Source organism: Mycobacterium sp. pW045, from assembly GCF_041287085.1.
GTDB classification, from domain to species: Bacteria; Actinomycetota; Actinomycetes; order Mycobacteriales; family Mycobacteriaceae; genus Mycobacterium; species Mycobacterium algericum_A.
Genome location: NZ_JBGGKU010000005.1, coordinates 229,695 through 244,181 on the forward strand (window position 1 = coordinate 229,695; position 14,487 = coordinate 244,181).

Sequence of the window (14,487 nt, forward strand, 5' to 3'; positions counted from 1 at the left end):
GGCGGTGCGGTAATGGTGCTGGGGGCAACCGCCGATCCACCGCTGGACCGGGAACATGGCGAGCAGACCCAACGGGGGGATGCGGCAGGGCGGCATCGGCCCACCGGCCAGCGGCGAGAGTCGCCGGCCTATGTGCGGCCGATGATCGGGCTGCTGACGGTCCTGACGATCGCGGCGCTCGTCGCGCTGCCGATCGCGCTGTTCCGCGGCAGCTTCACCCGCACGGTGCCGGTCACGGTGCTGTCCCAGCGCGCCGGTCTGGTGATGTACCCCGACGCCAAGGTCAAGCTGCGCGGCGTCCAGGTGGGCAAGGTCGGGTCCATCGAGCCGCTGGCGGATGGCACCGCCGTGCTGCGACTGGAGATGCAACCCGACCAGCTGCGGCTGATCCCGGCGAACGTCACCGCCCGAATCGCCTCCACGACGGTGTTCGGGGCCAAATCCGTCGAGCTGGTGGCGCCCCCGGACCCGGAGGCGACCAGATTGCACGCCGGTCAGGTGCTGGCCGGCGAGCACGTCACCGTCGAGATCAACACGGTGTTCCAACAGCTGGTGCGGGTGTTGGACAAGATCGACCCGAAGAAGCTGAACGAAACGCTCAGCGCCGTCTCGACGGCGTTCAACGGACGCGGGCAGAAACTGGGTCAGGCGCTGACCGACTTCGACAAGCTACTGGCAGAGCTCGAGCCCAGCCTGGACACCCTCGAACACGAGGTCGCCACGATGCCTCCGGTGTTCCGGTCTTACGCCGATGCGGCGCCCGATCTCACCGCTGCGCTCAACGCCACCAGCACCATGAGTGAAAGCATCGTGGCTGAGCGCAACAGCCTGGACACCTTCCTGCTGAGCGCCATCGGCCTGGCCGATACCGGCAACGAGGTCCTGGGCGAGAATCGGCAGGGACTGACCGACCTGACGCGGGTGCTGGAGCCGACCGCACAACTGCTGGACAAGTATCACGACGAACTCGGCTGTTCGATCGGCGGGTTGGTGCCGTTCGCCAAATCCCCGCCCTTCAACGTCCCCGGCATCATCATCACCGCCAGCTTCACCCTGGCCAAGGAACGCTACCGCTACCCCGACCACCTACCGAAGGTGGCGGCCCGCTCCGACCGTTCCTACTGCACGGAACTGGGCCTGCCCGACGTACCGCCCGAATACCGGGTGCCCGCGTTGATCGCCGACGTCGGAGCCAACCCGTACGAATACGGCAACCAGGGCATCCTGCTGAACTCCGACGGCCTCAAGCAGGCGCTGTTCGGGCCGATCGGCGGGCCGCCGCGCAACAGCGCCCAGGTGGGGATGCCCGGATGACACGCCCCTTTGGTCCCCTGCTCAAATTCGCCGTCTACGCCGCGGTGATGGTGCTGGCCACGATCTTTTTATTCGCGATCTTCGCCGAGGTCCGGACCGGACCGACGGCGGGCTACCAGGCGGTCTTCTCCGACGCCTCCCGGCTGAAGGCCGGCGACAGCGTGCGAGTCGCCGGAGTTCGGGTCGGCACGGTCGGTCGCGTCGCGCTGCGCCCGGACGGCACGGTGCTGGTGAAATTCCAGGCTGACCGCAACATTTCGCTCACCACCGGCACTCAGGCCTCGGTGCGCTACTTGAATCTGGTCGGCGACCGCTACCTGGAACTGACGGACGGGCCCGGCTCGACCCGGCTGTTGCCGGTGGGCGCGGAGATCCCGCTGGAGCGGACCGCGCCCGCACTGGATTTGGACCTGCTGCTCAACGGCCTCAAGCCGGTGATCCGCGGGCTGAATCCGCAGGACGTCAACTCGCTCACCGCCTCGCTGATCCAGATCATGCAGGGCCAAGGCGGCACCATCGACTCCCTGCTGTCTCGGACGTCGTCGTTCTCGAGCTCGCTGGCCGACAACAACCAGGTGATCGAGTCCCTGATCGACCAACTGCGCACCACGCTGGCCACCCTGTCCAACGGCGACAAGCGGTTTTCCGGGGCGATCGATCGACTCAACAAACTGGTCGCCGGCTTGGCGGCCGACCGCGACCCGATCGGGACCGCGGTGACGGCCCTGGACCGCGGCACCGCATCACTGGCCGATCTGCTCGGCAACGCGCGCGATCCGTTGACCAACACCATCACTCAGGTCGATCGGTTGACCACCGCCATCAACGCGGACCTGGCCGGCCTGGATATGTCCTTGCAGAAGGCGCCGGAGAACTACCGCAAGGCCATCCGCCTCGGCGCCTACGGCGGGTTCATCCAGTACTACCTCTGCGCTGTGCAGATCCGGGTCAGCGACACCCAGGGCCGCACGGCGGTGTTCCCCTGGATCAAAGCGGAGGAGGGCCGATGCAGCGACACCGACTGAGCGCCGTGCTGCCCGGTGCCGCGCCCCTACGGCGGGGGGCCCGCCGATGCTGAAATACCGCGGCAGCCAGCTGAGCAGGATGGGCCTGATCGGCATTGTGGTCGTAGCCTTCGTCGTCGCGATCGGACTGCAGCCCGAGCAGTTGATCCAGTGGGCCACCTGCGTGCGTTACCAGGCCAAGTTCGCCGAAGCCGGCGGCCTGAGCGCCGGTGCCGACGTCACGCTGTCGGGGATCAAGGTCGGCTCGGTCACCGATGTCGCACTCGACAACGGCGACGCCCTGGTGACGTTCACCTTGGCCGGCAAGTACCCGCTGGGCTCGCAGACCACCGCGCACATCCGCACCGGGTCGTTGCTCGGCGAGCGGGTGCTGACGGTGGAGCCGGCGGGCAGCGGCAAGCTGCGCCCGCTCGAGGTCATCCCGCTCACCCGCACATCGTCGCCGTACTCATTGGTCGATGTGGTCGGTGAACTGACCTCCAATACCGGCGGCACCGACACCGAGTCGCTGAACCGGTCGCTGGACACCCTTTCGGACACCATCGACCAGATCGCTCCCCAGTTGGGGCCGACGTTCGACGGCCTGAGCCGGCTGTCCCGCGCGGTGAACAGCCGCAATGAGGGCCTTGCCGACCTGCTGAAATCGGCCGCCGAGCTCACCGGTGTGCTCTCCGAACGCAGCCAGCAGATCAACTCGCTGATCCTGGACGCCGACAGTCTCGTCGACGTGCTCAACACCCGCCGGCAGGCGATCGTCAACCTGCTGGCCAGCACGTCGGCGATCTCGCGGCAGCTGTCCGAATTGGTCGCCCAGAACAACGACCAGCTCAAACCGACGCTGGCGAAGATCATCGAGCTGAACAAGATCCTGGAGAAGAACCGGGACAACCTGGCCAAGGCGCTGCCCGGCCTGGCGAAATACGAACTCACCCAAGGTGAGACGGTTTCCAACGGGGCCTACTACAGCGCCTATGTGCCGAACCTGTTCCTGCCGCAGCTGCTTCAGCCGTTCCTCGATTACATCTTCGGCTTCCGGCGCGGCGTCGACGCCGGACAGCCGCCGGACAATGCCGGGCCGCGTGCCGAACTGCCGTTCCCGATCAATGGGATTCCGCAACCAGGAGACCTGCCGCCCCGATGAAGACTCGTAAACCACTGCGGATCGCGGCTGTCGCCCTGGCGGCGCTGCTGCTGCTGGCGGGCGCCGGCATCCTGGTTCGTCAGACCGTCCTGAAACCGACTCGGATCACCGCGTACTTCTCCACCGCAACCGCCATCTATCCCGGTGACGAGGTCCGGGTCGCCGGGGTGAAGGTCGGCACCATCGACCGCATCGAACCGCAGGGCACGCAGGCCAAGCTCACCCTGCGCGTCGACCACAAGGTACCGATCCCGGCTGCGGCCAAAGCGGTCATCGTCGCGCCCAACCTGGTAGCGGCGCGGTTCGTCCAACTGACCCCCGCCTACCACCGCGGCGATGGGCCGACCCTCGCTGATGGCGCGGTGATCCCGCGCGAGCACACCGCGGTCCCGGTCGAGTGGGATGAGGTCAAGACCCAGTTGAACCGGCTTGCCGCGGAACTGGGCCCGCGCAGCGGTGTTTCGGGAACGTCGGCGTCGCGCTTCATCGACAGCGCGGCCAATGCGATGGACGGCAACGGCGCCAAGCTGCGCGAGACGTTGGCGCAACTCTCCGGCGTGGCCCGGATCTTCGCCGAGGGCAGCGGCAACATCGTCGACATCATCTCGGGCCTACAGACGTTCATGACGGCGCTGCGTGACAGCGATCAGCAGATCGTGGTGTTCGAGTCGCGGCTCGCCACGTTGACGAGTGTGGTCAACGACAGCCGATCCAACCTGGATGCCGCTCTTACCGACTTCGCGGGCGCGATCGACACGGTGCGGGATTTCGTGGCGGGGAGCCGCGCCGAAACCGCCGAGGCGCTGCGGGGCGTGGCCAATGTCAGTCAGACGCTGGCCGATTCGAAGAACGCGATCCGCAATATTCTGCATATCACCCCGAATGCGATCGCCAACACGCTCAACATGTACAACGTGACCAGCGGGACCCCGGTGGGTTCGTTTGCGTTCGCCAACTTCAGCAACCCGGTTCAGGCGATCTGCACGATGACCGGCGCGATCGGAAACGTGACGTCGACGGAGACCGGCAAGCTGTGCGAGGGGTACCTCGGGCCGGCCATGCGGCTGCTGAATTTCAACGGGATGCCGTTGCCGATATCTCCGTATCTGACCAAGGCGGCCAGCCCGGAGAAGTTGATCTACACCGATCCGGCGTTGATGCCGCACGCCGAGCACCCGGGAAGCCTGCCGGAACAAGAGCCGTCGATCTCGGCCTACACCGGATTGCATGGCGACGTCCCACCCCCGCCGGGATGGACGGATCCGTTGCAACCGCGCGGTTCCCTTGCGCCCGACGGACTGCCGGCCGCGGCGACACCGCCACTGAACCCTGGAGTGCCGCTGCCGAGCCCGACCACGTTCGACGGGATGCTGCTGCCGGGCGGTCCGCCGCCGCCCGGGCCGCCGCCCGGTCCGTTGCCCGCGGAAGGGGGGCCCACGCCATGATCGGTCTTCGTTCCCTGCGGCGCGGCGCGGCGGTCGCGGCTTTGGTCGCCGTCACCACGACCGGCTGCGCCTTCGGCGGGCTGAACTCGGTGGCGCTGCCCGGTGTTCAGGGCCGCGGTTCCGGGGCGCAGCATTTCACCGTGCAGCTGGCCAATGTCGGGACATTGGAATCCAATTCGCCGGTGCTGCTCTCCGACGTGGTGATCGGCAGCGTCGGCAAGATGACCGTCAGCAACTGGCATGCCAACGTCGACATCGCGGTCAACCCCGGCGTCGAGGTCCCGGCCAATGCCGTCGCGACGGTCGGGCAGACCAGCCTGCTCGGTTCGATGCACCTGGCGCTCAATCCGCCGATCGGACAGCAGCCGACGGGGCGGCTGACCTCCGGATCCACCATCCCGTTGAGCGACTCGTCGACCTATCCGTCCACCGAGCAGACCTTGTCGTCGCTGGCGGTAATCGTCAACGGGGGCGGGCTCGGCCAGATCGGTGACATCATCCACAACTTCAGCGCGTCCATGGCGGGACGGGAAGCCGACATTCGCGATCTGATCGTCCGGCTGGACAACTTCACCGGTGCGCTGGACCGGCAGCGGAACAACATCGTCGAGGCCATCGGTGAGATGAACCGGACGGCCACGACTTTCGCCGGACAGCGCGACACCATCCACCGTGCGCTGGACAAGATTCCGCCGGCCATCGACGTCTTGATCAAGGAGCGCCCCAAGTTCGTCACCGCGATGACCAAACTCGGCCAGTTCGGCGACCTGTCGGCCGGCCTGGTCAACGACTCCGGGCACCAACTGGTCTCCGACCTCATCCACATCGAACCGGCGTTGCGTTCGCTGGCCGATATCGGCCCGGAGCTCAACTCGGCAGTGGCCTACGCCTCCGCGTTCCCGTACGGGCCCAATGCGATCGAGCGCGCCGTGCGGGGCGACTTCCTGAACCTGTTCGCCGTCTTCGACCTCACCAAACCGCGGCTCAAGCGGGCGCTGTTCGCCGGCACCCAGTGGGGCGACGAAGACGCGAAACTCGTTCCGGCGCCCGGTGACCCGTGGTATCTGAACTATTCTTACGACCCGCTGCAAGAGCCGATTCTGCGGTCGTCGAGCCAAGGCTTACCGCCGGGCGCGCTCGGCTCGGAAGGCGGTGGTTAGATGCTGACACGCTTTGTGCGGATCCAACTGATCCTGTTCCTGGTGGCCTCGGTGATCGGCGTCGGAGCCATGCTCTTTGGCTACATGCAGGTGCCGACCCTGCTCGGGATCGGCCGGGTCACGGTCAAGCTGGACCTGCCGGAGACCGGCGGGCTGTACCGATTCTCCAATGTCACCTACAACGGGGTGCAGATCGGCACGGTCACCGACGTCGCGCTGACCGGCAACGGTGTGCGTGCCACGCTGTCGCTGGATCGATCGCCGAAGATCCCGGCCGACCTGGTGGCCGCGGTGCGCAGCGTGTCGGCGATCGGTGAGCAGTATGTCGACCTGCTGCCGCGCAGCGACGGTGGTCCCTACCTGCAGAACGGTTCGGTGATCGCGGCGTCCGACACGCAAGTGCCCCAACAGGTCGGGCCGATGCTCGATCAGGTCAGTGCCCTGGTCGACAGTATCCCCAAGGACCGGCTCAGTGGCCTGCTCGACGAGACCTTCCAAGCCTTCGACGGGGCCGGCTACGACTTCCAATCACTGCTGGATTCGGCGACCACCATCAGCGGTGACGCCAACCGGGTCTCGGACAAGGTACGCAAGCTGGTCGACGACGGTGCGCCACTGCTGGACTCCCAGGAGAAAAGCACCGATGCGATCCGGACCTGGGCGCGCAGCGTGGCCGGGATCTCCGAACAAGTCGCCGTCAACGACCCGCAGTTGCGCGCCATCCTGCAGCGCGGCCCCGGATTCGCCGACGAAGTGTCCGGTCTGATGCAGGATCTCAAACCCACCCTGCCGATCCTGCTGGCGAACCTCAACACCTTGGGCCAGGTGTTGCTGGTCTACAACCCGTCGCTGGAACAGATGATGGTGCTGCTGCCCGGATACATTGCCGCCCAACAGTCGTTCGGGCTGCCCAAGAACAACCCGACCGGTCTGCCGCAGGGCGACTTCACCCTCACCTTCGGTGACCCCAACCCGTGCACCGTCGGGTTCCTGCCGCCGTCATCCTGGCGCTCGCCGGCCGACACCACCACGATCGACACCCCCGACGGCCTGTACTGCAAACTGCCGCAGGACTCACCGGTGTCGGTGCGTGGCGCCCGCAACTTCCCGTGTATCGAGCATCCGGGCAAGCGCGCGCCCACGGTCGAGCTCTGCGATGACCCGAAGGGGTTCGTGCCCATCGCGATGCGCCAGCATCTCACCGGCCCCATGCCGTTCGACCCGAACCTGGTCAAGCAGGGCATCCCGGTCGATGACCGGGTCGATTTCAACGACCGGATCTTCGCCCCGACCGGAGGCACACCGCTGCCGCCGTGGGCCACCCCGTCTGGCACGTCGCCGGATTCCCCTCGGCCGGTGGTGCCGGCGCCGCCCCCGGAAGCACCGGGTGCGGCTCCCTCGGCGAACGCCGGCCCGGGACCATCGGTCGCGGTGCTGCCCTACGACCCGAACACGGGCAAATACATGACACCCGACGGGCGCTACGAGCAGCAGACGAACCTGGTGCCCGGATCGAGTCCCAAGACGTGGACCGACCTGATGCCGTCCTAGCCGAAGGAGGACAAAACATGCGCGCACTTGAGTTGACCGTCGCCGCAGCGGCTTTCGGCCTTGTCGTGGCGTCCGCCCCGGCGCCGCCCGCGCAGGCCGCCCTGGGCTTCGAGCTCAATGGCCCCTACCGGGTCATCTCGAAGGGGGACTGGGCCAAGACCAACGAGGTATTCATGAACGAGGCCACCGTCTCATCGGTGTGGACGTTCAGCTCCAGTTGCGAGAACGCGCACTTCTGTACCGGCCAGGTCAGCAGCGACCAGGGCTGGACCGCGCCGCTGGAATTCCGCACCTCGCGGTGGATCGTCGACCGCTTCCACGAGAACTGGCAGACCTGCCCGGATGGCACCACCTCGCCGGGCCGGCAGCGCTACCAGTTCCAGGGCGGCGACCTCAACGGCCAGTACGACAAACGCAATATCGACCTACTGGTCGGCTACGACCGGACGATCGGCGTCTCGGGTGCGTGCGGACGCAACCAGCCCACGGTGATCCTCATGCCGCTGAGCGTGCAGCGGCTCTAGGCGGGAGGGAAGACCATGCAGACCACTCACATGACGAAAGCGCTTGTCGCGGCGGTACTTGCCGCGGGCACGGTCGCCGCTGTGACGCCCCCGGCGCCGGCGGGTGCCGACCCGTACGTGCCGATGTGCGACGTCCCGGCGTGCACACCCGGAATCGCGCCGAATGTTGTGCTGGGTGCGCCGTGCTCTAACACCACCTACTTCGTCTTCGGGTCCGCTGTTGCCGGGCCGTCGACACTGCCGGGCAGGCTGGTGTACTGCGCGTCGCCGCGCCGCTACGAGCCGCGCTGGTTCCGCTCTCCGGAGATGCACGGCGTCAAGGAGGAGAACAGCAAGTGCGACGAGTACTCCGGCGAGGTGGCGCAGGCACCCGACGGGCTGTTTTTGACCTGTGTCGCCGATGGCGAGTCGTTGTGGCGTCGCGGAGACCTGTAGCGGTACACCAGTCCTGGCAAGTCGAGGGAGTTCGGCCCATGATGCGAACCACTGTCGGTGCAGCGCTCGGCGCGCTCGCGGTTGCCACGGCCGTGGCGCCGCCCGCCGCGGCCGATATGCGCTACGGCAACTATGACGTGCTGAGCAACCGATGGACCGACGCATCCTGGGTGTGGGCGGCCTACCCGTGCGAGACGATCGGCAAATTCGATGACCTGCCGGCCGGGTGCGTTCAGATCAGCGCGATCGACCGGCCGCATTTCTTCGGCCGCGGATACTACGGCGGCACCGCCCGGCTGGTGAACGGGCAGTACTCGTTCACCTCGGATTACCCCAACGGCCTGAACTGTCCGTTCGGGCCCTCCATGCCGACCCGTGACACCTACACCTGGGATGCCAACACGTTGGCCGGCGTCGTCGAATCCCATTTCGACGTGGGCTGTATGAACGGTCCCGCGGGAGTGAACACCTGGACGTTCGCGCTGGTCCGGATGTAGCGGTTACACCGGATCGAACGAGGAGATCAGCCACCGGCCGCCGTGCTTCTCCAAGCCGACCTTGACGCTGCTCATCGAGTAGGAGCCGTCGGGGTTCGTCTTGCTGATCGTGGTCTGGTTGAGATAGATCAGCACTTCGGCGGAGCCGGGCCGCAACGACACGATGCCTTTGCGAACCACGGCGGCGATCGTCTGCACTTCCTTCTCTTTGACCGCCGGGGTGACGACCTTCTGGGTGAAATCGGTGTAATGCGAGAGGAAGTCACCGGTGAGGTGGCTCTCGGCGGCGGCGAAATCCTGCTCCATCGTCTTCGGCGCGTAGGTCAATACGGCGACCGCGCCGTCGGCGGCAGCGGCCATCACGGCCTGCTCGGCCGCGGGACCGAGTTGCTGATCGGCCCGCAGCACCCCGAAGTACAGCCAGCCGGCCAGCCCCGCCGACGCCAACAGCAGCCCCCCCAGCGTGGCCGCGATCCAGCGCGCGGTTGAGACCGTCGGGCCGGCTTGGGATTCCTCGGCAGGCTCCGAGGCCTCGTCGGCTTCAACGGTCACGGACTTGTCGACGGCCGCCTCGAGTGTCACGTCGTCCTCGTCGGGTTCGCTCATGCCGCGAAGTCCACCTTCGACATCTTGACCTGATCGCCCTCGCGGGCCAGGTGTACGGTCAGACGCCAGCTGCGCGGTTCCTCTTTCGCTCCGGCGACATTGGTGACCTTGGTGGTGGCCGCGACCAGCACCACCGCCTCGTTGTCCGACATCGATTCCACGCCGGAGACCACCGTGTCAACCGAGGTGACGGTTTTGGACTCGCGGGCCACCTTGGCGAAGTCGCCGGCGTGGGCTTCGAAATCCTTCTTGAACTCACCGGTGGAGTTTTCCAGAATCGCGTTGACGTCGTCGTCGACTGTCTCGTAGTTCAGTGACATCAGCGTGACCACGCCCTGGCGGGCGGCCGCGGCGTACTCGCCCAATTGATGTTGGCGTAGGGCAACGTCGCGATGGTGGGACAGCATCAGCACATCAACGGCGAGGAAACCGCCGATGGCGAGTACGGCCAGCGTCGCCGCCACCCAGCCCAGTTGTCTGCGGATGCCGATGAACTTGCGCGGCTGTTCAGCCGGTTCATCGACGGCAGCTTCGCCGGCACCCGGCGCCAGATCATCGGCTTCGATTCCCGCAGGCTTGACGTCCGGTGCGGTTTCCAGGTCGACCGCTTGGGCGGATTCCGACTCGGAGCCCTGCTGCGCCTTGAGCAGCTCCGCGCGGGCGCGGGCCAACTCCGCTGCAGCCTCGGCGGCCTTCGCCTCGGCTTCTGCCAGCGTCAGCGCATCTTTTGAGGTGCGCTTGGCGGCATGCTTTCCACCACCGGCCGGTTTCGCCGGATCACGCGACGGCATATGCCCTCCTGTCCGTTGTCCACCCAGCTCCGGCAGGGTCCCCCACAAGGCCAAGCACCCTCGCAAGCCCGCTCCGAAACGGTAGCACCAGGTCTCTCACCAGGTGCGGAGCGAGCAGAGCGCCCCCTTGGTGCCGGCGTCGGTGGCGACGACGACGTCGTCGATGCGCAGTTCGCAGACGAACCCGGGTGAGGCGAGTTGGGGATGCATCCCGGGCAACGACACCACCACCATCGCCCAGTCCTGCGGGTCGGCCAGGGTGGTCTCGAAGATCCAGGGCTGGTTCGGCCCGATTGTGACGTCCGCACGCGGGCTGTACTGGTATGGGTTGTGGCTGTATTCGCCGAAGTTGGGCGGCTGAGCTTCACGGTAGTAGACGTTCGCCTGGGCGGTTTCGGTCGCACTGACCAAGTAGCGCACCCGGTGTGGTGCGGAGTCGTCGGCGGCTGCCGGCGCCGCGGTGGCAAGCACACCGGTAAACGCCAGGCCTAGAACCAGGGGCGACGCCGAGAACTTCCTGGTTGTCACGGGCACCTCCGGGTGCGTTCACCTGCCAAAGACTCAAATTCTTTGTGCAGAAGAATAGCATTTCCAGTTCGGTGGCGGCGGGCGATTGTGCGGCTCGTCAGACGCTCGAATCACCGGTGGCCGCCGCGCGTCCGGCACGGAAGCCGAAGACCATCGCCGGTCCGATGGTGCCGCCGGCGCCCCCGTAGGCCCGCCCGGTCACCCCGGCCATCGCATTGCCCGCGGCGAACAGGCCGGGGATCGGTTGTCCGGTGACGTGCAGCACCCGACCGTCGGCGTCGGTACGCGGACCGCCCTTGGTGCCCATCGCTCCCACCGACAGCGGCACGGCGTAGTACGGCCCGGTGTCGAGCGGACCCAGCGTGCGGCCGGCCGGGGTGTCCGCCTGGTCGTCGCCCCAGTACCCGTCGTAGGCGCTGGCGCCGCGCCCGAACTCGGGATCGGTGCCGGCGGCCACGCCGCGGTTCCAGGACGCCACGGTCTGAGCCAGACCGTCCGGGTCGATGCCGGTCTTGCCGGCCAGGGCTGCCAGGTCGGGCGACTCGCAGAACCACTCCGGTGCCGTGCCGCCGGGGGCGACGCCGAGGAATCCGTACCGGCGCAGATGCTCGGCGTCGAAGACGATCCACGCCGGATCGTTGACGTAGCCGCCGCGCGGCGCCAGGTAGTGAAATGCGCCGGCCATCGAGTTGTAGTCACACGCCTCGTTGACAAACCGCCGCCCGGACCGGTTGACGATGATGCTGCGCGGCCGGGTGCGCTCCAGTCGCACGCTGCGGCTGCGCTGTTGGCCGTCGATGGTGTCGCCGGGAATTCGGACGATCGGAACCCACCACGCCTCGCCCATGTTGGCCAGGTCGGCGCCGAGCGCCATCGCCATGCGCAGCGCGTCGCCGGTGTTGTGCGGCGGTGACACCGCGCCCCGCATCGGCCCCCGCAGGAAGGCCTCCACCAGGGTGGTGTCCCATTCGAAGCCGCCGTTGGCCAGGATGACGCCGCGGCGGGCGCGCACCCGCCGAGACGTGCCGCCGGCGTCGACGCGGACGCCGGCCACACCGCCCCTACCGCTGTCGCCGTGATCGCCGATGAGCTCGACGCCACGACAGCCCGTCGCCGGCGCCACCCCGGCGTCCAGTAGCCCCTTGAGCAGCCCGGCGATCAAAGCGGTGCCGGCCACGCACAGATTGCCCGCAGCGGTGTCCGCTGTGTTGTCTATGTCGGCGTGCAGCCGGGCGCGGGTCTCGGCGTCGAATCCGACGTTGCTGTAGTCGGCCGGGAACGCGGTGATCCGGTCGTGCCAGGAACCCAGCCGGGAGATGTCGTAGGGCAGTGGGCTCAGTGAGCGGCCACCGGACGGACGTCCGCCGGGCAGCTCCGGCTTGTAATCGGGGAAGCCGGCCGCGACCTCGAAGCGGACGTCGCTGTGCGCTTCGACGAAGTCGACCATCTCCTGGCCGGTGCGCACGAACGTCGAGACCAGCTCGTCGTCCATCGCACCGAACGACTGCGCCCGCAGGTAGTCCAGGGCGGCCTCGACGGTCAAGCCGGGAGCCCGGGTATGCGCGGGAATCCAGGCGATACCACCGGAGACGGCGGTGGTTCCTCCCACGGTCGCGGACTTCTCGTAGACGGCGACCGAGGCGCCGTTGACCGCTGCGGTGAGCGCGGCGGTGAGCCCGGCTCCGCCGGTGCCCAGCACCACTACGTCGATCTCGTCGTCCCAATCACCGACTGTCAATGACGTTTTCCTCTCGGGCACAGCGGGTTTCAGCTGAGGATCTCAGACAGTTTGTCGGCCGCCGCCAGCACGGCATCCCGACCGCGCAACACGACGTCCTCGCGATGGGAGATCAGGTTGATGCAGGTGGGCGGCGCGGGAGGGCGGCGACGGACCGGAACCGCCAGCCCGAACGTTCCGGGCTCGATCTCGCCGTGGGTGACCACCCAGCCGCGCTCGCGGGTCTGTGGGACGATGTCGCGCTCGTCGGGGCGCCGCGGCATGGCGGCCGACAGCGCGATTCCGGCGGCGCCGAGGCTCAGCGGGTGGCGACTGCCCTCGTGAAACGCCAACTGATAGCCGACCTGGGTCGGCACGATGACGGCGACGGCCACTTGTTGGTCACCCTCGGCCACCAGTAGCGACACCGTGGTGCCGAGTTCGTCGGCGAGCGCGCGCAGCGTCGGCAGGCTCAGCTGGCGAACGTTGTTGTCGAACGACGCGCCGAGGACGGCCAAGGCCGCTGCCGAGCGGAACCGGCCGTCTTCGCCCTTGGCCACCAATCGGTGACTCGTCAGCGTGTTCAGCAGCCGATAGGCGATGGTCCGGTGGACGCCGATCCGGTCGGCGACCTGCTGGATGGTCAGCCCGTCGGGCGTGGTGGCCACCGCCTGCAATGCGGCCAGTCCCCGGGCCAGGGTCTGCGACCCCGGGGCGGCGTCGACGGCGCCGGCGGGCTTCCGCCTGGTCATCAGCTCGGCCTCCTTGACATCTACCCATCTGAGAGTGATGCTCTTCAATATAACGTACATCTATGTGCGATAAAAGCACGTTTAAATATCGGAAAATGAGAATCACATTTCCGCGACTGCGCAGGGAGAGGTGGCCGGTGCCGGAGTTCGAGAGCATCTGGAGTGATCTTCAGGGCGTTGTGTTCGAGCAGGGGTATCTCGATGCGGGCGGGGTGCGCACCCGCTACCTTCGGGCGGGCGACCCGAGCAAGCCGGTCCTGGTCCTGCTGCACGGTTCCGGTGGTCACGCCGAGGCCTATGTCCGCAATCTGGCCGCGCACGCGGAGCACTTCTGGACTTGGTCCATCGACATGCTCGGCCACGGCTACACCGAAAAACCCGGTCATCCGCTGGAGATTCCCCACTACGTGGCGCACCTGACCGCGGTGCTGGACGCCATCGGCGCCGGGCAGGCCAGCATCAGCGGTGAATCACTCGGCGGCTGGGTGGCGGCGCGCGCCGCCATCGACCACCCGGACCGCGTGCAGCGCCTGGTGCTCAACACCGCAGGCGGCTCCCAGGCCGATCCCGAGGTGATGAAGCGGATCATCACCTTGTCGATGGCGGCGGTGGAGAACCCCGACTGGGAGACGGTGCAGGCCCGCATCAAGTGGCTGATGGCCGACAAGTCCAAGGGCTACGACGACATCGTGGCCAGCCGGCAGCGGATCTACCGGCTGCCCGGCTTCATCGACGCGATGCGCGACATCATGGCGCTGCAGGATCCCGAGATCCGCCCCCGCAACCTGCTGGGACCGGGGGACTACGGCAAGATCACCGCGCCGACGCTGGTGGTCTGGACCAGTGACGATCCGACGGCCGACGTCGAGGAGGGCAAGCGGATCGCCTCGATGATCCCGGGTGCCCGGTTCGAGCTGATGCCGGGCTGCGGCCACTGGCCGCAGTACGAAGACCCCGCGACGTTCAATCGCCTCCACCTGGAATTCCTGCTGGGGCGTTAG

The 14,487-nt window shown here is 67.3% G+C and carries 15 protein-coding genes; 10 read left to right on the forward strand and 5 right to left on the reverse strand.

Annotated features, from left to right (window positions below; all coding sequences use genetic code 11):
• The first annotated feature begins 12 nt into the window (after window positions 1–12).
• Genes ACAG20_RS10345 through ACAG20_RS10385 form a run of 9 tightly spaced genes read left to right on the forward strand, consistent with a single transcriptional unit; the run spans window position 13 to window position 9,092 of the window.
• Window positions 13–1,314, forward strand: coding sequence for an MCE family protein (locus ACAG20_RS10345; protein ID WP_370492468.1), 1,302 nt, complete (start codon window positions 13–15; stop codon window positions 1,312–1,314).
• Window positions 1,311–2,339 carry an MCE family protein gene (locus ACAG20_RS10350; RefSeq protein ID WP_370492469.1) on the forward strand — a complete coding sequence of 343 codons (1,029 nt, stop codon included), beginning with the start codon at window positions 1,311–1,313 and terminating at the stop codon, window positions 2,337–2,339. Before ACAG20_RS10345 ends, ACAG20_RS10350 begins: the two co-directional genes overlap by 4 nt.
• A 46-nt stretch (window positions 2,340–2,385) precedes the next feature.
• On the forward strand, window positions 2,386–3,480 hold the full coding sequence (locus ACAG20_RS10355) for an MCE family protein (RefSeq protein WP_085084130.1): 1,095 nt from the start codon (window positions 2,386–2,388) through the stop codon (window positions 3,478–3,480).
• Complete coding sequence (locus ACAG20_RS10360; protein ID WP_085084129.1) at window positions 3,477–4,925, forward strand: MCE family protein; 1,449 nt, start codon at window positions 3,477–3,479, stop codon at window positions 4,923–4,925. The genes ACAG20_RS10355 and ACAG20_RS10360 overlap by 4 nt, the downstream gene beginning before the upstream one ends.
• Window positions 4,922–6,085 carry an MCE family protein gene (locus ACAG20_RS10365; protein WP_085084127.1) on the forward strand — a complete coding sequence of 388 codons (1,164 nt, stop codon included), beginning with the start codon at window positions 4,922–4,924 and terminating at the stop codon, window positions 6,083–6,085. Before ACAG20_RS10360 ends, ACAG20_RS10365 begins: the two co-directional genes overlap by 4 nt.
• A complete protein-coding gene (locus ACAG20_RS10370) occupies window positions 6,086–7,636 on the forward strand; it encodes an MCE family protein (protein ID WP_370492470.1) in 1,551 nt (516 codons plus the stop codon).
• Between the two features lie 17 nt (window positions 7,637–7,653).
• Complete coding sequence (locus ACAG20_RS10375) at window positions 7,654–8,160, forward strand: hypothetical protein (RefSeq protein WP_085084123.1); 507 nt, start codon at window positions 7,654–7,656, stop codon at window positions 8,158–8,160.
• Window positions 8,161–8,175: 15 nt separating this feature from the next.
• On the forward strand, window positions 8,176–8,595 hold the full coding sequence (locus ACAG20_RS10380) for a hypothetical protein (RefSeq protein ID WP_085084121.1): 420 nt from the start codon (window positions 8,176–8,178) through the stop codon (window positions 8,593–8,595).
• Window positions 8,596–8,633: 38 nt separating this feature from the next.
• A complete protein-coding gene (locus ACAG20_RS10385) occupies window positions 8,634–9,092 on the forward strand; it encodes a hypothetical protein (RefSeq protein WP_085084119.1) in 459 nt (152 codons plus the stop codon).
• 3 nt (window positions 9,093–9,095) lie between these two features.
• Here the strand turns inward: ACAG20_RS10385 and ACAG20_RS10390 are convergent, their stop codons facing one another.
• The 5 genes from ACAG20_RS10390 to ACAG20_RS10410 form a co-directional block, all read right to left on the reverse strand.
• Window positions 9,096–9,698, reverse strand: coding sequence for a twin-arginine translocation pathway signal (locus tag ACAG20_RS10390; RefSeq protein ID WP_085084117.1), 603 nt, complete (start codon window positions 9,696–9,698; stop codon window positions 9,096–9,098).
• A complete protein-coding gene (locus ACAG20_RS10395) occupies window positions 9,695–10,489 on the reverse strand; it encodes a hypothetical protein (protein ID WP_370492471.1) in 795 nt (264 codons plus the stop codon). Before ACAG20_RS10395 ends, ACAG20_RS10390 begins: the two co-directional genes overlap by 4 nt.
• 96 nt (window positions 10,490–10,585) lie before the next feature.
• Complete coding sequence (locus ACAG20_RS10400) at window positions 10,586–11,017, reverse strand: hypothetical protein (RefSeq protein WP_085084113.1); 432 nt, start codon at window positions 11,015–11,017, stop codon at window positions 10,586–10,588.
• Between the two features lie 97 nt (window positions 11,018–11,114).
• A complete protein-coding gene (locus ACAG20_RS10405; RefSeq protein ID WP_085084111.1) occupies window positions 11,115–12,755 on the reverse strand; it encodes an FAD-dependent oxidoreductase in 1,641 nt (546 codons plus the stop codon).
• A gap of 29 nt (window positions 12,756–12,784) precedes the next feature.
• Window positions 12,785–13,486, reverse strand: coding sequence for an IclR family transcriptional regulator (locus ACAG20_RS10410; protein WP_085084342.1), 702 nt, complete (start codon window positions 13,484–13,486; stop codon window positions 12,785–12,787).
• A gap of 137 nt (window positions 13,487–13,623) precedes the next feature.
• On the opposite strand from ACAG20_RS10410, the gene ACAG20_RS10415 reads away from it, so the two are divergent.
• On the forward strand, window positions 13,624–14,487 hold the full coding sequence (locus tag ACAG20_RS10415; RefSeq protein ID WP_013830384.1) for an alpha/beta fold hydrolase: 864 nt from the start codon (window positions 13,624–13,626) through the stop codon (window positions 14,485–14,487).